At 69.4% G+C, this 21785-nt stretch carries 19 protein-coding genes; 10 read left to right on the top strand and 9 right to left on the bottom strand.

Annotated features, from left to right (window positions below; translation table 11 throughout):
- Positions 1-607: 607 nt before the first annotated feature.
- A complete protein-coding gene (locus SM754_RS07290) occupies positions 608-1522 on the top strand; it encodes an isoaspartyl peptidase/L-asparaginase (RefSeq protein WP_323675566.1) in 915 nt (304 codons plus the stop codon).
- 230 nt (positions 1523-1752) lie between these two features.
- Here the strand turns inward: SM754_RS07290 and ppk1 are convergent, their stop codons facing one another.
- Together ppk1 and SM754_RS07280 are read right to left on the bottom strand one after the other, a co-directional pair.
- Positions 1753-4149: a polyphosphate kinase 1 gene (gene ppk1 / locus SM754_RS07285; RefSeq protein WP_323675565.1), complete on the bottom strand. Its 2397-nt coding sequence runs from the start codon at positions 4147-4149 to the stop codon at positions 1753-1755.
- Positions 4150-4164: 15 nt separating this feature from the next.
- Positions 4165-4869, bottom strand: a complete 705-nt coding sequence (locus tag SM754_RS07280) for a metallophosphoesterase (protein WP_323675564.1) — start codon at positions 4867-4869, stop codon at positions 4165-4167.
- Between the two features lie 236 nt (positions 4870-5105).
- On the opposite strand from SM754_RS07280, the gene map reads away from it, so the two are divergent.
- On the top strand, positions 5106-6002 hold the full coding sequence (map, locus tag SM754_RS07275) for a type II methionyl aminopeptidase (RefSeq protein WP_323675563.1): 897 nt from the start codon (positions 5106-5108) through the stop codon (positions 6000-6002).
- 187 nt (positions 6003-6189) lie between these two features.
- On the opposite strand, the gene SM754_RS07270 is transcribed toward map, so the two are convergent.
- Entirely contained in the window at positions 6190-6390 is a 201-nt protein-coding gene (locus tag SM754_RS07270; RefSeq protein ID WP_323675562.1) for a DUF7835 family putative zinc beta-ribbon protein, read from the bottom strand.
- A gap of 276 nt (positions 6391-6666) precedes the next feature.
- Here SM754_RS07270 and SM754_RS07265 point away from each other — a divergent pair, with 276 nt between their 5' ends.
- The 4 genes from SM754_RS07265 to SM754_RS07250 all read left to right on the top strand — a co-directional run bounded on the left by SM754_RS07265 (position 6667) and on the right by SM754_RS07250 (position 9755).
- On the top strand, positions 6667-7200 hold the full coding sequence (locus SM754_RS07265) for an HIT family protein (protein ID WP_323675561.1): 534 nt from the start codon (positions 6667-6669) through the stop codon (positions 7198-7200).
- 309 nt (positions 7201-7509) lie between these two features.
- A complete protein-coding gene (locus SM754_RS07260) occupies positions 7510-8433 on the top strand; it encodes a cation diffusion facilitator family transporter (RefSeq protein WP_323675560.1) in 924 nt (307 codons plus the stop codon).
- A 100-nt stretch (positions 8434-8533) separates the two neighbouring features.
- The gene (locus SM754_RS07255; RefSeq protein WP_323675559.1) at positions 8534-9184 is read left to right on the top strand and encodes a metal-dependent hydrolase; all 651 of its coding nucleotides are present in this window, start codon (positions 8534-8536) and stop codon (positions 9182-9184) included.
- 61 nt (positions 9185-9245) lie between these two features.
- On the top strand, positions 9246-9755 hold the full coding sequence (locus SM754_RS07250) for a GNAT family N-acetyltransferase (protein ID WP_323675558.1): 510 nt from the start codon (positions 9246-9248) through the stop codon (positions 9753-9755).
- A gap of 133 nt (positions 9756-9888) precedes the next feature.
- Here the strand turns inward: SM754_RS07250 and SM754_RS07245 are convergent, their stop codons facing one another.
- Positions 9889-10512 carry a DUF7978 family protein gene (locus tag SM754_RS07245; RefSeq protein WP_323675557.1) on the bottom strand — a complete coding sequence of 208 codons (624 nt, stop codon included), beginning with the start codon at positions 10510-10512 and terminating at the stop codon, positions 9889-9891.
- Positions 10513-10656: 144 nt separating this feature from the next.
- On the opposite strand from SM754_RS07245, the gene SM754_RS07240 reads away from it, so the two are divergent.
- From SM754_RS07240 to SM754_RS07230, 3 genes are all read left to right on the top strand, one after another.
- Positions 10657-11733 (top strand): M24 family metallopeptidase, encoded by a 1077-nt coding sequence (locus SM754_RS07240; RefSeq protein ID WP_323675556.1) that lies wholly within the window; start codon positions 10657-10659, stop codon positions 11731-11733.
- Positions 11734-11912: 179 nt separating this feature from the next.
- Positions 11913-14174, top strand: a complete 2262-nt coding sequence (locus tag SM754_RS07235) for an NADP-dependent malic enzyme (protein WP_323675555.1) — start codon at positions 11913-11915, stop codon at positions 14172-14174.
- Between the two features lie 155 nt (positions 14175-14329).
- Positions 14330-14788: a hypothetical protein gene (locus SM754_RS07230; RefSeq protein WP_323675554.1), complete on the top strand. Its 459-nt coding sequence runs from the start codon at positions 14330-14332 to the stop codon at positions 14786-14788.
- An 84-nt stretch (positions 14789-14872) separates the two neighbouring features.
- Here SM754_RS07230 and SM754_RS07225 read toward each other — a convergent pair whose 3' ends face one another.
- Positions 14873-15496, bottom strand: coding sequence for a reverse transcriptase-like protein (locus tag SM754_RS07225; protein WP_323675553.1), 624 nt, complete (start codon positions 15494-15496; stop codon positions 14873-14875).
- Between the two features lie 140 nt (positions 15497-15636).
- On the opposite strand from SM754_RS07225, the gene SM754_RS07220 reads away from it, so the two are divergent.
- Positions 15637-16569: a DMT family transporter gene (locus tag SM754_RS07220; protein ID WP_323675552.1), complete on the top strand. Its 933-nt coding sequence runs from the start codon at positions 15637-15639 to the stop codon at positions 16567-16569.
- Positions 16570-16644: 75 nt separating this feature from the next.
- Here the strand turns inward: SM754_RS07220 and SM754_RS07215 are convergent, their stop codons facing one another.
- From SM754_RS07215 to SM754_RS07200, 4 genes are all read right to left on the bottom strand, one after another.
- Positions 16645-16878, bottom strand: a complete 234-nt coding sequence (locus tag SM754_RS07215) for a DUF8028 family protein (protein ID WP_323675551.1) — start codon at positions 16876-16878, stop codon at positions 16645-16647.
- 285 nt (positions 16879-17163) lie between these two features.
- On the bottom strand, positions 17164-18912 hold the full coding sequence (locus SM754_RS07210) for a hypothetical protein (RefSeq protein ID WP_323675550.1): 1749 nt from the start codon (positions 18910-18912) through the stop codon (positions 17164-17166).
- A gap of 110 nt (positions 18913-19022) precedes the next feature.
- Positions 19023-21245, bottom strand: a complete 2223-nt coding sequence (locus SM754_RS07205) for a CDC48 family AAA ATPase (RefSeq protein ID WP_323675549.1) — start codon at positions 21243-21245, stop codon at positions 19023-19025.
- Between the two features lie 176 nt (positions 21246-21421).
- The gene (locus SM754_RS07200; RefSeq protein ID WP_323675548.1) at positions 21422-21724 is read right to left on the bottom strand and encodes a hypothetical protein; all 303 of its coding nucleotides are present in this window, start codon (positions 21722-21724) and stop codon (positions 21422-21424) included.
- Positions 21725-21785 lie beyond the last annotated feature (61 nt).

The raw sequence follows: 21785 nt of genomic DNA, 5'->3' as shown, positions 1-21785 counted from the left end.
GCGCCGCGACATCGCGATGCGTGCGTTGTCGGCCACGACGTCTGCGTCTCCGTCGTGGGGTGGTCGATGTCCGGTGCCGGTCGGCCGCGGTGCGGGTGGTTCACCGCGGGGGTCGCGTCGTCTCGGAGTCTGGTCGCGGGCGGTTCGAAGTTGGTTGCGAGCGGTTCGAAGTTGGTTGCGGACGGTGCGAGCGGTCCGAGCGGCCGCGGCGCAGGCAGTTCACCGCGGACGTCGACGGCGGCTGGTTCGCGTTCGATTCGGGCGGCCGCGGCGCAGGTGATTCGCCGCGGAGGTTGCGTGGGTGCCGGTTCGGGTGCGGTTCAGGTGGCCGCGGTGCAGGTGCGTCACCGCGGTCGTCGTGCGTCGGAGGCCCGTTGGTCGGCGGTCGCCGGTGCGTTCGTGGGTGCCGCCCGCTGCGTCGGTGGTCGCGCGGACGACGTCACGGTCGTCGCAAGCGTATTGTCCGCATCACGTTATAGACAACAGTTAGCACACAACAAGTACTTTGGGGCCAATGGCCATGGAGGTTCCACACACGGCCTCCCGGCCGCGGCTCGCGTCGTCCCGGTCGGCAAGCGTTAAGCGCCGGGGGGCCGCGAGCCAATCCATGCAGGTCATCGTCCACGGCGGTGCGGGGAGCGCACCCGACGAGCCCGAGAGCCGACAGGCGATTCTCGACGACGCGGCGAGCGAGGGCGCCGGTGCAGCCACACCGCTCGACGCGGTCGAAGCGGCCATCCACGTCCTCGAATCGTCCCCGCGGTTCAACGCGGGCGTCGGCGGCGCCGTCCAGTCCGACGGCGTCGTCCGCACCGACGCCGGCGTCATGACGAGCGACCGTGCCGCGGGCGCCGCGTGCTCGATGCCCGACGTCGAGCACGCCGTCTCGGCGGCCCGCGTCGTCCTCGAAGAGACGCCGCACGTCCTCGTCTCCGGCGACCACGCCGTCTCGCTCGCCGACGACTACGGCGTCGACACCGACCGCGACCTCTTCACGGAGCGAACGCGCGAGAAGTACGCGGCCGCGGACCCGCCGAGCGGGTCGCCCAGCGAGCACCTCGCGTGGCTCGCGGACCGCTTCGGGCGGAACGGCGGGGCGAACGCCGACCCCGAGTCCGAGCGCGACCACACCGACCACGACACCGTCGGTGCGGTCGCGCGCGACGGCGACCGCCTCGCGGCCGCGACCTCCACCGGCGGTCGGTGGTTCGCGCTCGCCGGGCGCGTCGGCGACGTCCCCCAGCTCGGGAACGGATTCTACTGCGCGCCCGCCGGCGGGGCGAGCGCCACCGGCGCCGGCGAGGACATCGCTCGCGTCACGCTCGCGCGCCGCGCCGTCCGCCACCTCGAGTCCGGCCGGGACGCCGACGACGCTGCCGCCCTCGCCGTCGGCGAGTTCGGCGAGCTCACGGGCGCCCAAGCTGGCGTCATCGTGCTCGACGCGGCCGGGAACGCCGGTAGCGCGTACAACTCCGAACTCATGCAGACCGCCGTCGCCGTCGAACGACCGGAAGGTCAGTAATCGCGCGACAGCGACGCCACGCACCCGATTTTCGACGCGTGTCGTACCCTATCTTTATCATCGTCGATGCCGACTAGAGGCGTATGCTCGAACAGACCCAGCACCGTCGCACGGCCTGCCCCGAGTGCGGGACGAAGACGATCAACGTCCAGGGCGTCGACGCGTGCCCGGACTGCGCGTGGATCGCCGACGACGACTGACGGCGCCCGACTCGACCGAGCGCGTCGCCGTCAGTCCTCGAACAGCTCGACCGGTCCGTCCCACACGTCCAGGCCGCCCTCCGCACGCGCCATCATGCGCTCGTGGAGGTCCCTGACCCCCTCGCCGTCCGCGGGCCGCACCTGCTCGTAGGACCCGTCCGCGTGCATCCGCCAGCGACGACGATTGTCCTCGAGGTTCAGTTCGAGCACGTGCGCCAGCTCGCGCTGTAACCGCGGGTCCTCGACGGGCGCGTTCGCCTCCACGCGGTTGTCGAGGTTCCGGACCATCCAGTCCGCCGACCCGATGTAGAAGCCGGGGTCGTCGTTCTCGAAGTAGAACACGCGCGAGTGCTCGAGGAACCGCCCGACGATACTGTGCACCTCGACGTTGTCGCTCACGCCCTCGATGCCGGGGCGGAGCCGACAGATGTCCCGGACGATGAGCTTGCACTCGACGCCCGCCATCGACGCCTCGTAGAGCGCCCTGATGACCTCGGGGTGCTCCAGGCGGTTCATCTTCGCGACGATGCGCGCCGCTCCGCCCTCGCGAGCGACCTCGGTCTCGTGGCGGATGCGGTCGAGGAACTGCTCGCGCATGTTCGTCGGCGCGATGAGGAGCCGACGGTAGTCGTCGTGCATCGAGTGGCCCGTGAAGAAGTTGAACAGCTTCACGAGGTCCTGGCCGACGTCCCGGTCCGCGGTGAAGAGCCCGAGGTCCTCGTACGTCTTCGCGGTCTCCGAGTGATAGTTCCCCGTCCCGACGTGACTGTACAGCCGGACGTCGTCGGTCTCCTCGCGGACGACGAGCGTCGTCTTCGTGTGCGTCTTCAACCCGGGCGTCCCGTACGCCACGTGGATGCCCTCCTCCTCCAGGCGGTTCACCCACCGGAGGTTGTTCTCCTCGTCGAACCGCGCCTTCAGTTCGACCATCACCGCGACCTCCTTCCCGTTCTGGGCCGCCTCGATGAGGCTCTGGATGACGTTCGAGTCCTTCGCCGTCCGGTAGATCGCGGCCTTGATCGCGAGGACGTCCGGGTCGTGCGCGGCCTCGTGGATGAACCCGTGAACGGTCTGCGTGAACGAGTGATAGGGGTGATGGACGAGGACGTCGCCGTCGCGGACCTCGTCGAATATCGTCCGGTCCTCGTCCTCCTGGACGCGCGTGAACCGCGGGTGCGGTTTCGGCGTCCAGTCGTCGTACTTCAGGGTCGGGCGGTCGAGCCCGTGCAGTCGCATGAGGTCCCGGTAGTCGAGCGGCGGGTCGCGGACGAACACCTCGCGTTCGTCGACGTCCAGGTGCTCGACGAGGAGGTCGCGGACGCGGTCGGGCGTCCCGGTCGCGAGTTCCAAGCGGACAACGGTCGCGAACCGGCGTTCGCGCAGCACCTCCTCGATCATGTCGATGAGGTCCTCCGCGACCTCCTCGTTCCGTCGGACCTCGGCGTTGCGCGTGACGCGGAACGTCGACCAGTCGACGACCTCGGTGTCGGGGAACAGGAGGTCGAGGTTCGCGCCGATGACCTGCTCCAGGGGCACGAACTCGGCGTGGGCGTCGCCGGCGTCCTTGTCGTCGACGCGCACGAGCCGCGGCCGGTTCTGTGGGATCTTCACGCGCGAGAACTTCACGTTCGCGTCCGGCGACTGCCGCGTGAGTATCGCCATCGAGAGGCTGAGGTTCGAGATGAACGGGAACGGGTGCGCGGGGTCGAACGTGAGCGGCGTGAGCGTCGGGAGCACCTGCGCCTCGAAGTACTCGCGGAGGGATTCGGACTGCTCGTCGGTGAGGTCGTCGTGGTCGAGGAGGTGGATGCCGGCGTCGGCGAGCGCGGGCTCGACGCTCTCCCGATAGCAGCGGGACTGGCGTTCGAACAGCGCTTCGGCCGTCTCGATGGATTCGCGCCACTGCTCGCGCGGCGTGCGGCCGTCGGGCGTGAGTTCGGTGACGCCCGCGTCCATCTGCTGTTTCAGGCCGCCGATGCGTTTCATGAAGAACTCGTCGAGGTTCGAGGTGAACAGCGACAGGAACTTCGCGCGCTCCAGAAGGGGGTTCCGGTCGTCGACGGCCTCGTGGAGGACTCGGCGTTGGAACGCGAGCTCGCTCAGCTCGCGGTTCAGGTAGAGCGCGTCGTCGTCCAGGTCGACGTCGTCCGGGTCGACGGCCGGCGTCGCGGACGGTCGCGCGGCCGCCCCGTCGCCGTCCGCGCGTGCACCGCCGGACGCGCTCGCACCGTCGTTCGCTGGCGCGTCGAGCGACGCGACGTCGGCGTCCGCGGGCGCGTCCGAGTCCTCGTCAACAGGCATACGACGGCGTTCGTCGGCATCCGGTTTAGGTGCGTCGTCGGCATCGGGTTCGGGTGCGTCGTCTGCGCGTTCGTCCCGGTCGGTCGAGTCGTTCCCGTGGGTCGCCGCGTCGTCGGTATCGGACATCGAGAAGCGGGTCACTCAGGCGGAGAGGCGTTCGCGGGTGTCGACGATGGCGTCGTCGCTCCGGGAGAGCCCCTCGCGGCGCAGCGGGACCGCGACGACCGCCTCGTTCCGGACGTCGTACGCGGTGAGGTCGCCGCCGTACACGCAGCCGGTGTCGAGCCCGACGGCGTGCTCGCGGACGACCGGACTGGAGAGGACGGTGTGCCCGAAGAACGCGCGCCGGTCGCCGGCGTACTCGTCCCACCAGAACGGGCGGCCGTAGGAGTCGTCGGTGAGCGAACGCGTGTTCTGGACGTCGTCGACGTCGTGCTCGCCGAGGGGTTTCCGCGGGTCGATACCGCCGTGGACGACGACGCCGTCGTCCCACGAGACGACGACCGGCATCGACCGGACGTACTCCACGTCGACGGCGGAGAGCTCGGGGAGTTCCGTCTCCCCGCGCAGGAGCTTCTCCTCGTTGTTCCCGCGGACGGAGAGCATGTTCTCGGCCTCGCTGACGGTCCGGACGACCGCCCGCGAGTCCGGGCCCTTCCGGACGAGGTCGCCGACGAACACGACGAGGTCGTCCGCGGTGACCTCGAGCGTCGCGAGCAGTCGCTGCAGTGCGTCGAAGCAACCGTGGACGTCTCCGACGACGAAGACGTCGTCCCAGTCGTCGAGGTCGATGCGTCGATGACAGGCACCGTCGGTGTCGTCGAAGTCGAGTCGGTCGGCTGTCACGGACTTGGCCTATATGAACTGGAACGCACGTAAAGCGTTGCTATGACGACTCTATGCGGCTATGTAGAATGTGTACGCTAACGAGCATCGTACGGTCGATGGCGACCGGAAGGCGATGCGCGGGGACGGCCACGGGACGCGATGCGGTCGCGGTGGCTGCGTGGGGCGTCGGTCGTGGTCGCGGATTCGCGTGGGGAGACGCAACCTCTTTCTCGCGGACGGGTCTACGCTGGGGTATGAGCGACGTCGACCTCGACGCCGAGAAGTACGAGAAGCACCGGGAGGCCGGCGAGATACTCGCGCAAGTCCGCGACGAGGCCGCCGACCGTCTGGAGGTCGGGACGAGCTACCTCGAGATATCGGAGTGGGCCGAGGACCGCATCCGCGAGCTCGGTGGGACGCCCGCGTTCCCCGTGAACGTCAGCGTCGACGAGGAGGCCGCCCACGGCGCCGCCGGCCCCGACGACGACCGCGTCGTCGGCGAGGAGATGGTGAAGCTCGACATCGGCGTGCACATCGACGGCTGGCTCGCCGACACCGCCGTCACCGTCGACTTCTCCGGGAACCAGGACCTCGTCGAAGCCGCGGAGGAAGCGCTCGACGCGGCGCTGGACGTCGTCGAGGCGGGCGTCGACACCGGCGAGATCGGCGCGGAGATCGAGGACGTCATCGACGCGTACGGCTACAATCCGGTCGTGAACCTCACCGGGCACGGGCTCGGGCACTGGGAGCAACACACCGCGCCGAACATCCCGAACCGCGGCGTCTCGCAGGGAACGACCCTGGAGGTCGGTGACGTCGTCGCCATCGAGCCGTTCGCGACGGACGGCTCGGGGAAAGTCTCGGAAGGCCAGCAGGAGGAGATCTACTCGCTGGAACGCGAAGCGTCCGTCCGCGACCGATCCGCGCGGCAGGCACTGGAGCAGATCACCGAGGAGTTCAAGACGCTTCCCTTCGCCACGCGCTGGCTGGACGTCCCGCGCCCGGAGATGGCGCTCCGGCGCCTGAAGATGAACGACGTCGTCCACGGCTATCCCGTCCTGAAGGAGGACGACGGCTGTCTCGTGAGTCAGCGCGAACACACGATCATCGTGACCGAGGACGGCTGCGAGATCACCACGCGCTCGCGGTAACCGACGTCAACAGCAGAAACGCCGACCTAGCGGTCGGCGTACGCTCGTGCTATCCGCAACAGAAACGCCGACCTGGCGGTCGGCGTATCCTAGTCGGTCCGTGGTCCCGAAAGAATCCGCGTGCCGCCGTCACCCCAGTGCCGGCGGCAGCTTGGTTTTTTGGACACCCCCGTGCCCACCTATGCGTCTAAGCGTTGTTCATGCGTTGGCTCGAGCGGGACCCACAGCGCTGGCATTCGGCCACGCGGTAGGGTTCGCGCGAGAACTCCGCATTTTCCTCCTTCAGACTCTCCGTCCGGATCTGCACGGACACCTGGTGCAGCGTGTCGGTGTCGCAGTCGGTGCAGTGCTCCGTCAGGCCGTCGAAGGAGTTGTCAGTCGTTGCCATCTACAGACCACATGTTACCCTGGTTGGTAATAAATCGATTCGTCAGTTTTCGATGCCCGGGGACGAAAAATACCCGACGGGGGACCAACGAGGCCGTTCGGAGGACGTAGACAGCCCCAAACCGCCTAAGAAGCCCTCTAGAGCGTTTCTCCGGTCCTTGTGGATAGCATTTCAATCGGTTGTCAATGCTCGCCGGGGGATTCCCACGGCGTTACTATCGGTTATCACACACGTATGAAGCCATGCTTTCAAATCGGGGCCGCCCCTCGAAGCGGTATGGACCAGGTGTTCGCGCCGTGGCGCATCGAATGGGTAGAACGCGACGACAAGAACCCCGACGTCGACTGCGTCTTCTGCGAGTTCCCCGAACGCGAAGACGCCCGCAGCAACCTCGTGCTCGCACGGAACGGCGACGCCGTCGTCATGCTCAACAACTACCCCTACAACCCCGGCCACGCGATGGTCATCCCGGACGCGCACGGCGGCGACTGGCGCGCGCTCGACGACGACCAGCTCCTCGCGCACGCTCGCCTCAAGCAACGCACCATCGACGCGATGGACGCCGCGTTCGCACCCGACGGCTACAACGCCGGCGAGAACCTCGGCGGGAGCGCCGCCGGCGGCAGCATCGACGACCACCTCCACACGCACGTCGTCCCGCGCTGGACCGGCGACACGAACTTCATGCCCGTCCTCTCGGACACGACGGTCATCGTCGAAGCCGTCACCGACACCTACGACCGCCTCCACGACGCCTTCAGCGACCAAGACGACGCGACAGTCGCCGACAGCGGCGTCGTCGAGTTCTGACGCACGGAACGACACCTCGAACCGGCCGTACCCTCGTCCCGTCTGATGCCCTTCTCGCACCCACGTGACTCACGGTAGAAACGCCCGCCTGGCGGCGGCCGTATGCTCGTGCTGTCCAATCCACCAGAAACGCCCGCCTGGTGGCGGCCGTATGCTCGTGCTGTCCAATCCACCAGAAACGCCCGCCTGGTGGCGGCCGTATGCTCGTGCGGTCGGTTCCACCAGAAACGCCCGCCTGGCGGCGGCCGTATGCTCGTGCGGTCGGTGGAGTCGACACGCCCTTGATACCCGGCGTCGTACCCTGACGCGATGAGCGACGCGACGACGATGCGGCGCATGGGCGCGCTTGTCCTCGCGGTGAACCTCGCGCTCGCCGTCGGGAAGAGCCTCGTCTACCTCGACGGCGGGAGTCTCGCCGTCGGCGGGGAAGCCGCGAACAGCTTCGCGGACGCCGCCTACAGCGTCTTCGTCCTCGTCGGGCTCTACTACACGACCCAGCCACCGGACTTCGAACATCCCCACGGCCACGAGCGCATCGAGCCGTTCGTCGCGCTGTTCGTCGCCACGGGCGTGTTCGCCGCCGGTGGAGCCATCCTCTACCAGGCCGGGACGACGCTCCTCGCGGGCGACGCGACGGTCACGACCGGGTTCTCCGCGGTCGGTATCCTCGCGGCCTCCGGCGTCGCGAAGTACGTCCTCTACCGGGTCGTGTACGCGCGCGGCGAGGCGACGCACTCGCCGGCGCTGAAGGCCGCCGCGCTCGACAACCGGAACGACGTCCTCACCGCGAGCGCAGCGCTCGTCGGCGTCCTCGGCGCGCGCGCCGGCTACCCGCTCCTCGACCCGCTCGCGGCGAGCCTCGTCGCACTCGCGGTCTGCTACACGGGCGTCGAAATCGTCCGCGACAACGTCGGGTACCTCGTCGGGAACGCCCCGCCCGAGGAACTCCGCGTCGAGATCGTCGACCGCGCGCTCGCGCATCCGGACGTCGAGGGCGCGCACGACGTCGTCGCGCACTACGTCGGCCCCGAGGTCGACGTCGCCCTGCACATCGAGGTCGAAGGGGACCGGACGCTGTTCGAGGCGCACGACATCGAGACCGAGGTGATGGACGCGATACGCGACCTCCCGGAGGTCGACGACGTGTTCGTGCACGTCGACCCGAAGGAGCTCGGCGAGTGGAAGGCGGACGCGGACGTCGACCGGCTCGCGCGCAAGCACCGCGAGGACTGACGCCGGGGCTCGCACGCGACGGCCGAGCGCACGGCGTGCGAGCACCCGGTGAGACGACGGCCGGGATAGGGTTTTGGTACCCGCGTCCGTGACTCGTGGTATGCCTTCGACGCTCGTGCACGTGGCGCTCGGCGGATTGGTGGGGTGTGCGCTCCTCGCCGGGGCCTTCTCGCCGCGCGCCATCCTCGTGGTGCTGGCGTCGGTCGCGGCGGTCGACCTCGACACGTTCCTCGGCTGGGTGGTGGTCGGCGCACATCGGTCCGCGTTCCACACCGTGCTCTTTCCCGTCGTCCTGGGTGCGCTCGTCGTCTGGGACGTCCGCGTCCGCGAGCGGTCGTGGCTCCGGGCGCGCTTCGGGGAGCACGCGCCGCGGGTCGCGGGCGTCTCGGTGGTCGCGATCGCGCTCGCCGGCATCGGCCCGGACATGGTGACCAACGGCGTGAACGTCCTCTGGCCGGTCCACGACCAGTTCTACGAGGTCACCGGACGGACGTACCTCAGCGACCGGAAGGGGTTCGTGCAGACGTTCGTCGACCTCGGGAACGAGGAGCCCGTGAAGGACGCGAGCCTCGGGTCGACGAACGAACGCCAGTACCACACGGGCGCCGACACCAACCCCGACCGGCAGGGCGAACCCGAGGTGCAGGAGCGGGTCTTCCCGCTCGCGGGCTCGGGCACCCAGCTCCTGCTCGTCGCGACCGGCGCGCTCGTCGTCGCCGGGCGCGTCGTCGAGGACGTCCGCGAGCGCTGACGCCGACGGTGCGTTCGCCGGGACCGGAACGTTACTGTCGGTGCCGGCTGCATCGTCGAGCATGGACGCGACCATCCGCCCGTACGACGAGGAGCGCGACCGCGAGTCGCTCTGGGCACTGAAGACCGGGTTCGAGACCGGGCTCGGCGAGGGCACCGGCGACGACGACAAGCAGGCGACGTACGCGGCGAAGCTCGACGACGCGTACCGCGCGGACTGGCTCGACTGGGTCGAGCGCTGCGTGGCGGACGACGGCCGCTGCGTGACCGTCGCGAGCGCGCCCGACGGCGACGGCGGCGAGACGCTCCTCGGATACGTGTTCGTGCTCCCGGAGCGCCTCGCGTTCGTCTGGGACGCCGCCGTCCTGAACGAACTCTACGTCGTCCCCGACGCGCGCGGCTCGGGAGTCGCGGACGACCTCATGGACGCCGCGGTCGAACTCGCCAGCGACCAGTCGCTCCCGCTCGACCGCCTCGTCCTCGACGTCGACCGCGAGAACGACCGCGCGAAGGCGTTCTACGACCGCCACGGGTTCGCGCACTGGGGCGAGATGGTCGCCAGAGAGCTGTAAGCGACGTCGAGAACGGTCGGTTCGGAACCACGCGTCGAGAACGGTCGGTTCGGAACCACGCGTCGAGAACGGTCGGTTCGAAGCCGCGCGTCGAGTACGGTCGATTCTGAGCCGCGCTTCGAGTACGGTCGATTCAGGCGACGTCGGCGAGGACGCCGCCGATGGCGCCGAGGACGACGGGGTAGACGACGCCGGCGAGGATGATGGCGTTCGCGAGCGGGACGGTGAGGCTGCCGGCGTCGCCCTCGGCACCGAAGAGGACGGCGCCGACGACGACGAGCACGAGCTGGCCGACGACGACGAGCGCGCCCGCGGCGGCGGACTGGCCGGTGCCGCGGATGTTCGGCGAGGACGCGACGACGTAGCCGGCGGCGACGAGCGCGACGGCTGGGACGAGGTACGCGAGCGCGAGCAGCGAGCTGTCCGCGAGCGCGATGAGGCTGAACGTCGACTCCGAGAGCGCCCCCTCGTAGGTCACCTCGACGAACTGCGCGTTGAACAGCACGTAGCCGGCGGCCTTCCACGCGGGGACGCTGTCGCGGACGATACCGATGACGGCCTGGTTCAGTGCCTCGCCGATGCTATCGGGCTCGGGGAGCTTCACGAACGTCCAGAGGAGGAACGACACGACGTACGTCGCGACGAACGCCGCGGCGCCACCGGCGGCACCGCGGATGGCGGTGGACGCGTCGATACCGCTGCGGGCTGTGCTACCGCCGGTCGCTGCGTCGTGGTCGGAGGTCGAACGGGCACACATGTCGACATCCAGTACCGAACGGCCTCGTAATAATCCCGGGGCTAGGTGTTCGCGTCCCAACGTGTCGGTGCGAGCGGGCTCGAACGGCCGCGCCGGAGCGGACGAACCGACGGGATTACGGCGCGTCCACTCGACCGCGCTGGTATGGAACGACGGCGACTCGACGACTACCTCGCGGCCGAGGACCTCGCATCCGTGTGGTTCGCGCGCCCCGAGGGCTTCGCGTGGCTGACCGGGGGCGACAACCGCGTCGACCACGAGGCCGGTATCGGCGTCGCGGCGGCGGGGTACGACGGCGAGGACGTGACCGTCGTCGCACCGAACAACGAGACCGAGCGGTTGCGCGACGAGGAGCTCGCCGAGGACGCGACCGTCGTCGAGTACCCGTGGCACGAACGGGACCTGCCCGCGGCGGTCGCGGCCGTCGGGAGCCAGCCCGCGGTCGCGGACGTCGACGTGCCCGGGTTCGGTGACGTGGACGCGAGCGCGCTCCGCCAGCCGCTCTCCGAGCGCGACCGCGAGCGGTACGCGGACGTCGGGCGACGCACCGCCGCGGCCGTCGAGGCGGTCTGCGAGGAGCTGCAGTCGACGGACACCGAGGGCGAGGTCGCGTCCGCGCTCTCGGTCGCGCTCTCGGTGCGCGAGCTCACCGCGCCGGTCGTGCTCGTCGGCGGCGCCGACCGCGCCGCGCCCTACCGGCACTGCACGCCGACCGAGAACCAGCTCGGCGACTACGCCGTCGTCTCGGTGACCGCGTACGACGACGGCCTCTACGCGTCGTGTTCCCGCACCGTCGCGTTCGACGCGCCAGACTGGCTCGCCGACCGCCACGAGGCCGCCGCGCGCGTGGAGATGACCGCGCTCGCCGCGACGCGCGCGGTCGGCCACGACGACGGCACCGCCGCGGACGTCTTCGAGCACGTTCAGGACGCCTACGACGCCGTCGGGTGGCCCGACGAGTGGCGCGAGCACCACCAGGGCGGCGCCGCCGGGTACGCAGGCCGCGAATGGGTCGCGAACCCCACCAGCACGGAGCCCGTTCACCTCCCGCAGGGGTACGCGTGGAACCCGACCGTCGAGGGCGCCAAGAGCGAGGGCACCGTCCTCGTGGACGACGACGGGTTCGAGCCGCTGACGGCGGGCGAGGACTGGCCGACCGTCGCGGTCGACGCCGTCGGCTTCGACGTGACCCTGGAGCGTCCCGCGGTGTACGACGCCTGAACGCGGTCGCCTCGCGCCGTACGTCACGTGACGACCCCGTGACCCGTCGCGCTCGTCGCGGACGACGTCGAACGTCGCGGTTCGACCATGGACGCCCCCGACCGCGCCACCCAGTTTTCGACAGTCGTCGAACGTCGCTTTCGATTACCTTTTAGTCCGCGCCGGTGGTGGGTTCGACCATGGGACTCGACGAGGACTCACTGGACTACCACGCGGAGGACCCCCCGGGGAAACTCGAGATATCGACCACGAAACCGACGAACACCCAGCGGGACCTCTCGCTCGCGTACTCGCCCGGCGTCGCCGCACCCTGCGAGGCCATCGCGGCGGACGAGGACGACGCGTACAAGTACACCGCGAAGGGGAACCTCGTGGGCGTCGTCTCCAACGGGAGCGCCGTCCTCGGCCTCGGCGACATCGGCGCCCAGGCCTCGAAACCGGTCATGGAGGGGAAAGGCGTGCTGTTCAAGCGCTTCGCGGACATCGACGTGTTCGACGTCGAGCTCGACCAGGACGACCCCGAGAAGATAATCGAGGCCGTCGACGCGATGGGCCCGACGTTCGGCGGCATCAACCTGGAGGACATCAAGGCGCCGGAGTGCTTCCAGATCGAGGAGGCGCTCAAGGAGTCGATGGACGTCCCCGTCTTCCACGACGACCAGCACGGGACCGCCATCATCTCCGGCGCCGCGCTCGTCAACGCCGCCGAGATAGCGGGCAAGGACCTCGAGGACCTCGACATCGTGTTCTCCGGCGCCGGCGCCTCGGCCATCGCGACCGCGCGGTTCTACGTCTCGCTCGGCGCGAAGAAGGAGAACATCACGATGTGCGACTCCTCGGGCATCATCACGACCGAGCGCGCCGAGCGCGGCGACGTCAACGAGTACAAGCAGCAGTTCGCGCGGGACGTCCCCGGCGGCGACCTCGCGGACGCGATGGACGGCGCGGACGTGTTCGTCGGCCTCTCCATCGGCGGCCTCGTCAGTCAGGAGATGGTGCGAGCGATGGCCGAGGACCCCATCGTGTTCGCGATGGCGAACCCCGACCCCGAGATCGGGTACGAGGAAGCGAAAGAGGCTCGAGACGACACCGTCATCATGGCGACCGGGCGCTCCGATTACCCGAACCAGGTGAACAACGTCCTCGGGTTCCCGTTCATCTTCCGCGGCGCGCTCGACGTTCGCGCGACCGAGATCAACGAGGAGATGAAGGTCGCCGCGGCGCGAGCGCTCGCGGAGCTCGCACAGAAGGACGTCCCCGACGCGGTCGTGAAGGCGTACGGCGACCAGCCCCTCCAGTTCGGCGCGGACTACATCATCCCGAAGCCGCTCGACCCGCGCGTCCTGTTCGAGGTCGCGCCCGCGGTCGCGGAGGCCGCGATGGACTCCGGGTGCGCGCGTCACGAGGTCGAGCTCGACGCGTACGAGGAGCGCCTCGAAGCCAGGCTCGGGAAGTCCCGCGAGATGATGCGCGTCGTCCTGAACAAGGCCAAGAGCGACCCGAAGCGCATCGCGCTCGCGGAAGGCACGGACGAGAAGATGATCCGGGCGGCGTACCAGCTCGAAGAGCAGGGCATCGCGGAACCGGTGCTCATCGGGAACCCCGACCGCATCGCGAAGACGACCGGGCGTCTCGGGCTGGACTTCGAGCCGGAGGTCGCGAACCCGCGCGAGGCCGAGGAGTACGAGGCGTACGCCGAGCGATTGCACGACATCCGCAAGCGCAAGGGCCTCACGAGGAACGAGGCGGAGGACCTCGTGCGGCGGGACTCGAACTACTTCGGGAGCGTGATGGTCGAGTCCGGTGACGCCGACGCGCTGATGACCGGGCTGACCCATCACTACCCGAGCGCGCTCCGGCCGCCGCTGCAGGTCATCGGTACCGCCGAGGACGCGGACTACGCCGCGGGCGTCTACATGCTGACGTTCAAGAACCGCGTCATCTTCTGCGCGGACGCGACCGTGAACCAGGACCCGGACGCGAAGGTGCTGGCGGAGGTCGCCGAGCACACCGCGGACCTCGCCCGCGAGTTCAACGTCGACCCGCGCGTCGCGATGCTCTCCTACTCGAACTTCGGGAGCGTCGACAACCCCGGCACCCGGAAGCCGCGGCGCGCGGCGCGCATGCTCCGCGAGAACCCGGAGTTCGACGCGCCCGTCGACGGCGAGATGCAGGCCGACACCGCGGTCGTCGACGACATCCTCGAGGGCACGTACGACTTCAGCGACCTCGAAGGCCCGGCGAACGTCCTCGTGTTCCCGAACCTCGAAGCCGGGAACATCGGGTACAAGCTCCTCCAGCGCCTCGGCGGCGCGGACGCCATCGGCCCGATGCTCGTCGGCATGGACAAGCCCGTGCACGTCCTCCAGCGCGGTGACGAGGTCAAGGACATCGTCAACCTCGCCGGCGTCGCCGTCGTCGACGCACAGGAGAACGAGTAACGCGAGCCGTCGCGGCCGGCTTTTGTCAGGCCCCACGACCGGCTTTCCGCCCGCGTTCTGCGGGCCGCGACCGCCGAGTCGTCGCCGTTCGGGTTGGTCAAATCCGCGTTTGTCTCTCCGGCCGGCTTTTCTCGGTGTCGGTCGTCGGTGTGCGTGTGAAGCGACGCGAGTTCGTTGCGGGCGCTGTCAGCGTGACGTGTGCTGGAGTGGTCGGTGCGTCTCACGCCGGCGAGTTCGCGTCCGCGACGACGTCGCGCCCGGACCGGCTGGACGGCGTCGGGTCCTCGGCGAGCGACGCGCCCGAGAGCGACGAGGCGGCGTCCGGCGAGGGCGACCTCGCGGAGCCGTCGACGCTGGAGGTGGTGTCCACGACGTCGGGGAGCACGCCCGTACGATACCGGCTGGTCCGCGACGACGGGACCGTCGCGCACGACGACGTCCGCGAGATGACATACGGGGAGCGCGCGCACCTCTCCGGACTCTGCGAGCGCGGCGAGACGTACGTGTTCACGCTGGCGGTCGACGGCGCGGTCCTCGTCCGCGAGACGGTCGCGCCCGGCGAGCGCGCCGTGTTCGAGTTGCTCGACGAGACGACGGTGTCCGTCGTCGCCTGACCGGCTCCGAGGCCGAATCCTGCGGATCGAGAGCGAGAGACCGGCCCGTGACGCGGGGCGATGGCCGACCCGCCAGGCGACCGATCAGTCGGAGGCGTGGCGGTCGGCGCGGCTCGGCGGCGGGTACTGCGGGCTGGACCCCGGTGACTCCGGGAGCACGCACCGGTCGGCCTCCTCGTTGACGTGCGCGTACTCTCGCGGGGCGTTCGCGAGCGGGTGCGCGGGGTTGTCCTCCGAGTGGATGCGCGCGGCGCGCACCTCGTCGAACCCGGAGACGCGAGCGCGGATGCCCCGCCAGTGGTGCTCGCTCGCGGTCGGTACCGCGATGGGCTGGGTCGGCTGCCAGTCCGGGTGGCGACCGGCGAGGACGGCGTTGTTCACGTTCGCCGCGAGCTCGTCGTGGTCCACGAGGACGCCGACGCTCGCCGTGCCCGGTGCGCGCTCGGCGACGACGTCGAGGCCGAGGTGGAGTGCGCGGTACTCGGCGACGTTGTTGTCGGGGGCGTCGTCGCTCGCGGCGATGCGAGCGACGCGCTCGCCGTCTCGAGTCTCGATGACGGCGCCGATACCCCCGTCGTCGTTCGCGCGGAACGAGCCGTCCGTCGCCACGTAGAAGTCGCGATGGTGGGTCCGGGGCGGGTGCGCGATGTGGGGGGTCGGCGACTCATCGAACAGGTCCCGCAGTGCGGGACGGCCGTGAGCGGCCATGGCTGACAGGATGCGATTCCGGAACTTAAATCCATCCCCCATGAGAGAAGATAGCACACTGGAGCGCTCCGGAGTTTCGGTAGCGGCAGAGGCCCCTTCGAATCGAAGCATTGAGGCGGTGGCCCGTCGTCGACTTCGACGTGAGTCGCTATCGAGACGTCGCCCTGTTCGTCGCGCTCGCCGCCGTCTGGGGCAGCGCGTTCCTCGCCATCAAGACCGGACTCGAAGCGGGCCTCCCGCCGGTACTGTTCGCGGCACTCCGGTACGACGTCGCCGGCATCATCATGCTCGCGTACGCCGCCTGGCGCATCGACCACTGGATTCCGCGAGGCCGAGCCGAGTGGACGATGGTCGCCGCCGGCGCGACCCTCATGATCGCCGCGTACCACGCGTTCCTGTTCGTCGGCGAGACCGACCCCGCCGTCACGTCCGCGGTCGCCGCGGTCCTCGTCGCGCTCTCACCGGTCCTGACGACGGTGTTCTCGCGGCTGTTCGTCCCCGACGAACCCGTGACCCCGGCGACCGTCGGCGGCACGCTCCTCGCGCTCGTCGGCGTCGCCGTCCTCGTCCGCCCCGACCCCGCGAACCTCCTCGCCGGCGGCGTCGTCGCGAAGACGCTCGTCTTCCTCGCGGCCGCGTCGTTCGCGCTCGGGAGCGTCCTGACGAAGGTCCCCGACGCCGACCTCCCCATCGAGACGATGGAGGCCTGGTCGATGGCCGGCGGTGCACTCATCATGCACGTCATCTCGCTCGGCGTCGGCGAGAGCCAGGTGTTCGCCGTGTCGTGGACGACGAACGCGGTCCTCTCGCTGCTCTACCTCTCGCTGGCGGCCTCCGCCGTCGGGTTCCTGCTGTACTTCCATCTCCTGGAGCGCCTCGGCCCGATCGAGATCAACATGGTGAGTTACGTCGCACCCATCTTCGCCGCGCTCGCAGGGTGGGCGGTCCGCGACGAGGTGCCGACCGCGTACACGGTCCTCGGCTTCCTCGTCATCTTCGCGGGGTTCGCGCTCGTGAAGCGCGACGCGCTCCGCGAGGAGGTCTCGTCGCTCCGACGCGTGCTGTCGTCCTGAGAACGAGTACGGCGACGCGACGCGTGCGGTTGTCGACGGATTGGAGGAGGGCGGTGGTCGACGCGACGTTTCCGTTCAGTGGTCGCCGTGTCCGTGGCCGACGACGAGCGCGAGGACGTTCAGCGCGAACAGCGCGAGGAACGCGAGCGTGTCCGGGGTGCCCTCGAGCCCGGTCAGCAGCAGGGGGATGTGGAGGAACGGGAGGGCGACCGCGCTCCAGAACCCCAGGAAGCGCACTGGTTTGACGACCGATTCGGTGACCTGCCGCGAGCGAGGGAGGACGCGGGAGTCGGAGAGCGGGGAAGCCATCGTATCTGCACCATGGACGGACAGGCGCATATAATGACGAGATTATTCGACCGGTTTCATCTCCTTTCACCGGTGTCCAGTCAACACATTAACTTTTCATGAGCGGTCGAGAGACGCCGAGACGTTTTACAAGCGGTTCAGAACCGGTCGAAGGATCCCACCACGTTTCGGGTGGTAGTCGGTAACTACCAGGGTGGTAGCACGCGCCATCGCGTCACGAGACGGCCCTGGCACGCAGCGACCCTGCGGCCACACGCCACCGCCAGACGACCATCATCGGCGCGTTCACGGGGGTCTACCGGACCAGGCATCCGCTCCTCCAGCAGCCGACCGACTCTCACCCCTCACCTCGTCCTCCAGCAGCCGACTGTCCCTCGCCTGGGTCTCGCTCGTCCGGGAGCGCTCGCTCGCGCGAGTCGAGTCCGCAGCCGTCGGCGGCGCGGCGCGCTCGCGGACGGTCGCGTTCGTCGACGAGTCGGTTGTCACGTCCGTCGACGGATCGGCCGTCGCGTTCGGCGAGGAACCGTCCGCGGCCCGCTCGTCGGACGCGACGAGCCGCACCGTGCGCTCGACGCGGACCTCCTCGTAGCTGACGACGACCGTGACGTTCCCGGTCTCGTCCGGGGTCGCCACCTCCCAGCTCGCGTCCGTCGTCTCGCCCGCCGGGACCGTCGTCCGGACGCGCGTCGTCGCTGACCCGACCGCGACGACCGCGTCCTCGCTCGCGCGCTCGTTCCCGACGTTCGAGAGCGTCGCGTTCACGCGCATCGTCCCGTCCGCCGGCGCCGTCGCCGGCACCGCGACCGAATCCGCGACGACCTCCGGGCCGACCACGACGAACGACGCGTTCCCGCCCACGTATCGCTCCCGCGCCGTCGACGCCTTCGCCACCGAGACCGTCGCGTTCCCCGGCGCGTAGAACGGGAACGAGACGCGACCGTCCGCGCCCGTCGAGTACGCGCTCCCGTAGAGTTCGACGGTCGCCCCGACGCGCTCGCCGGTATCGGCGCGACGGACGACGAACCGGGCGCGCTCGCCCTCGGAGACCCGCTCCGGCGTCACCGACACCGAGAGGTCGACGGGGAGACGCCGCACGTCGACGCGCGCCCGCCCGTCGACGAACCGAACCGACCGCGTCCGGTTCGCGCTCGCCACGACGACCACCTCGCCCGCCGCGTCGAAACGCACGTCCGCCACCCCGTCCGACCCCGTCGACAGCGTCCGCCCGCCGAGCGACAGCGTCGCGTTCACCGCCTCGCCCGTATCCCGTCGACGCACCGACACCGCGACCGGCTCGTCGACCCGGGGCGCACTCCGGTTCGCGGTCGCGACCAGCGCCACGGCTCGACGCTCCACCGTCACCGTCCCGGTCGCGTCGACGAACCGGTACGCCGTCGAGGGCTCCTTGGACGCCCGCACCTCGAACTCGCCGGCGGCCGCGAAGGTCACGTTCGCCACGCCGTCCGCGCCCGTCCGAACGGTCTCCCCGTCGGCGGCGACGACCGCATCGACCGGGTCGCCGTTCGCACGCGTCACCCGAACCGGTACCGACGCACCCGTCACCACGTCCCCGGGGACCGACACCGAGAGCGCGCTCTCGAACCGCCGCACGCGCAGCGCCGTCGTCGCCGACCGGTTCCCGTCCGGACGCACACCGGTCACCTCGTACGACCCCGGGTCGTCGACCGACACCACGACCGTCCCGTCACCGCTCGTCGCGTACACCTCGTCCGCGACCCGTACCGTCGCATCGCTCACCGGATTCCCGTCGACGGACACCGTCACCGCCACCGGCTCCCCCGAGTCGACCGTCGACCGGTTCACCGACACCGACACCTGCCCGTCCTCGCTCTGGTCGCGGAACGGGAACACCGGCCCGCTCTCCCCACCGGAGAGCGTCGCCGGCGACATCACTCCCACCACCCACAGGCCGACGACGGCGACGACGATGCCGACGAGCAACAGCACCTGCGGGTCGCGAGTCGGTCGATACGGACCGTTTGCGGTACGACGCGTCGAGGTAACCGAAGACACTGGCGCGTCCTATGCGGAGCGCGCGTAAAATCGTTTCCGCAGAACACCGCCACGAGAACACGAACGATTCCCGGGGCGACCGGGTGGCGACCGGTCGATTCCCGGCCGGACTACTGGAACCCGATACGGCCGCCGCGGCGGTCGCGCTTGTCCGCACCGCCCCCACGGAACTCGTCCTCGATCTCGTCGTAGTAATCGAGGAGGTCGTCCGTGATGGTGGGGCGGACCGACTCCATCGCCGTCCGGAAGTGCTTCATGTCGACCGCGGTCGCCTCGTCGTCCGCGCGCAACGCCTCGATGGCGGCTTCGCGCGCGATGGACTCCAGGTCGCTCCCGACGTACCCGTCCGTCATCTCCGCGAGTTCGCGGAGGCTCACGTCGGGCGAGAGCGGCGTGTCCTCCGTGTGGATGCGGAGGATCTGCTCGCGGCCCTCGAGTTCGGGCTGGCCGACCATCACGAGCCGGTCGAACCGCCCCGACCGGATGAGCGCGGGGTCGATCATGTCCGGGCGGTTCGTCGCCCCGATCACCATCACCTCACCCATCTCCTCCAGGCCGTCGAGTTCCGTGAGGAGCTGGTTGACGACGCGCTCGCTGACGTTCGACCCAACTTCGCCGCCGCGAGCGGGCGCGAGCGAGTCCAGCTCGTCGAAGAAGATCACGGTCGGCGACACCTGCCGGGCCTTCCGGAACGTCTGCCGGATCGCCTTCTCGGACTCACCGACCCACTTCGAGAGGAGTTGCGGGCCGCGGACGCTGATGAAGTTCGCGTTCGTCTCGTTCGCGACCGCCTTCGCCATCAGCGTCTTCCCCGTCCCCGGCGGCCCGTACAGCAGGACGCCAGCCGGCGGATCGATACCCATCCGCTCGAACTTCTCCGGGTTGTTGAGCGGCCACTGGATGGACTCCTCGATGTTCTGCTTCGCGGTGTCGAGCCCGCCGACGTCGTCCCACGTGATCTTCGGGAGTTCGACGAGCACCTCCCGCATCGCCGACGGCTCCACCTCGTTGAGCGCACCGCGGAAGTCGTCGCGCTTGACGATCATCCGGTCGATGAGACTCGGCGGGATGTCCTCCTCGTCCAGGTCGATCTCGGGGAGGTACCGCCGCAGCGCCTTCATCGCCGCCTCCTTCGTGAGGCTCTCGATGTCCGCGCCGACGAACCCGTGCGTCTCGCTCGCGAGACTCGGGAGGTTCACGTCGTCGGAGAGCGGCATCCCGCGCGTGTGAATCTGGAGGATCTCCTCCCGACCGGTCTCGTCGGGCACGCCGATCTCGATCTCGCGGTCGAAGCGACCGGGGCGACGGAGCGCCGGGTCGACGGAGTCGACGCGGTTCGTCGCCGCGATGACGATGACCTGCCCCCTGCTCTCGAGGCCGTCCATCATCGTCAGGAGCTGCGCGACGACGCGACGCTCCACTTCCCCGGTGACGTCCTCGCGCTTGGGCGCGATGGAGTCGAGCTCGTCGATGAAGATGATCGAGGGCGACTCCTCGGTCGCGTCCTCGAAGATCTCGCGTAACTGCTGTTCGGACTCGCCGTAGTACTTCGAGATGATCTCCGGGCCCGCGATGGAGAAGAAGCTCGCGGACGTCTCGTTCGCGACCGCCTTCGCCAGCAGCGTCTTCCCCGTCCCCGGTGGGCCGTGCAGGAGCACGCCCTGTGGCGGCTCGATGCCGAGTTTCTTGAAGATCTGGGGGTGCTTCATCGGGAGTTCGACCATCTCCCGGACGCGCTGTATCTCGCCCTGGAGGCCCCCGATGTCCTCGTACGTGATGCCGCCCCCGGTCTTCTCGAACCCGCTGATAGGTTCCTCGCGGAGCTCCACGTCGGTGTCCTCGGTGATGAGGACGACGCCCTCGGGCTGGGTCTCGACCGCGATGAGCGGAATAGCCTGCCCGGGCGACCGCATGAAGGGGTGGTTCGTCGAGGACATCACGGGGACGATGTCGCGCTCGACGACCGGACGCTTCAGTATCTGTCGTTTGACCATGCCCGCCGCGTCGCTGCCGAACTGCACGCTCGCCTCCTCGGGCGGGGCGAGGGTGAGCTTGTCCGCCTTCGTCGCCTCCGCCTTCCGGATGGTCACGCGCTCGCCGATGCCCACGTCGGCGTTCTGTCGCGTGAACCCGTCGATGCGGACGGTGTCGGTGTTCCAGTCCTGTCGGTCCGCGCGCCAGACCTTCGCCGCGGTCGTGTCTGCGCCCTCTATCTCGATGATGTCGCCGGGGCTGAGCTTCAGATGTAGCAGCGTGTCTGGGTCGAGTCGCGCGATACCGCGCCCCGAGTCGTTCGGGTACGCCTTCGCCACCTCCAGTTGGACTTCGTTCATGATTTGGGGACTTCCTGGATGGTCGAACGTGGGTCTCCGGTCCCGATATGTCTTTTGCTCAGACGGGGTTTCGGCGTCACGTCACCGTCTCGTCGCGGGCCCGAACACCCAACTGTGACACTCACTAGCAAGGTCGTTCGGGGGGCGCATAACGCTGTCGGCAGCGGCGACGTCGGTCAATCGGTCGCCGGCGCTCGCGGTTCGTCGAACCAGTCGACGTCGACGACGTTCCCGTCCGCGTCGAAGTCCACGATCGCGACCTCGTGCCCGACCGGCGTCGGCCGGATATCGAAGCGCTCCATCGCCTCCTCGTGGAGGTCCTCGACGTCCCGCCAGTCGGGCTGCCAGCCCTTCGCCTCCCCCAGTTTCACGCCGAACACCTCGCGGCCGCGCTTCTGGACGACGCCGAGCGGCCGCGAGTGCGCCGGCCCGCCGTCCCCCCGCCAGTCCGCCAACCGCTCTCTGAGACCCTCGAACACGGGAGCCTCTTCCATCCCCTCGCACTTAACGGCTCGCTGCCGGGGCTAGTGGTCGACACCT

This window comes from Halorubellus amylolyticus (assembly GCF_034808145.1).
Lineage (GTDB): Archaea > Halobacteriota > Halobacteria > Halobacteriales > Natrialbaceae > Halorubellus.
This window is presented reverse-complemented; position numbering and strand designations above follow the sequence as displayed.

What these genes read in the sequence shown, in the direction of transcription:
- SM754_RS07265 (WP_323675561.1), top strand. Translation starts at nt 6,667, where the DNA reads ATGGACCAGGTGTTCGCGCCGTGGCGCATCGAATGGGTAGAACGCGAC.
- SM754_RS07240 (WP_323675556.1), top strand. Translation starts at nt 10,657, where the DNA reads ATGGAACGACGGCGACTCGACGACTACCTCGCGGCCGAGGACCTCGCA.
- SM754_RS07250 (WP_323675558.1), top strand. Translation starts at nt 9,246, where the DNA reads ATGGACGCGACCATCCGCCCGTACGACGAGGAGCGCGACCGCGAGTCG.
- SM754_RS07245 (WP_323675557.1), bottom strand. Translation starts at nt 10,512, where the DNA reads ATGTGTGCCCGTTCGACCTCCGACCACGACGCAGCGACCGGCGGTAGC.
- SM754_RS07270 (WP_323675562.1), bottom strand. Translation starts at nt 6,390, where the DNA reads ATGGCAACGACTGACAACTCCTTCGACGGCCTGACGGAGCACTGCACC.
- SM754_RS07215 (WP_323675551.1), bottom strand. Translation starts at nt 16,878, where the DNA reads ATGGCTTCCCCGCTCTCCGACTCCCGCGTCCTCCCTCGCTCGCGGCAG.
- SM754_RS07290 (WP_323675566.1), top strand. Translation starts at nt 608, where the DNA reads ATGCAGGTCATCGTCCACGGCGGTGCGGGGAGCGCACCCGACGAGCCC.
- SM754_RS07235 (WP_323675555.1), top strand. Translation starts at nt 11,913, where the DNA reads ATGGGACTCGACGAGGACTCACTGGACTACCACGCGGAGGACCCCCCG.
- SM754_RS07205 (WP_323675549.1), bottom strand. Translation starts at nt 21,245, where the DNA reads ATGAACGAAGTCCAACTGGAGGTGGCGAAGGCGTACCCGAACGACTCG.
- ppk1 (WP_323675565.1), bottom strand. Translation starts at nt 4,149, where the DNA reads ATGTCCGATACCGACGACGCGGCGACCCACGGGAACGACTCGACCGAC.
- SM754_RS07260 (WP_323675560.1), top strand. Translation starts at nt 7,510, where the DNA reads ATGAGCGACGCGACGACGATGCGGCGCATGGGCGCGCTTGTCCTCGCG.
- SM754_RS07225 (WP_323675553.1), bottom strand. Translation starts at nt 15,496, where the DNA reads ATGGCCGCTCACGGCCGTCCCGCACTGCGGGACCTGTTCGATGAGTCG.
- map (WP_323675563.1), top strand. Translation starts at nt 5,106, where the DNA reads ATGAGCGACGTCGACCTCGACGCCGAGAAGTACGAGAAGCACCGGGAG.
- SM754_RS07255 (WP_323675559.1), top strand. Translation starts at nt 8,534, where the DNA reads ATGCCTTCGACGCTCGTGCACGTGGCGCTCGGCGGATTGGTGGGGTGT.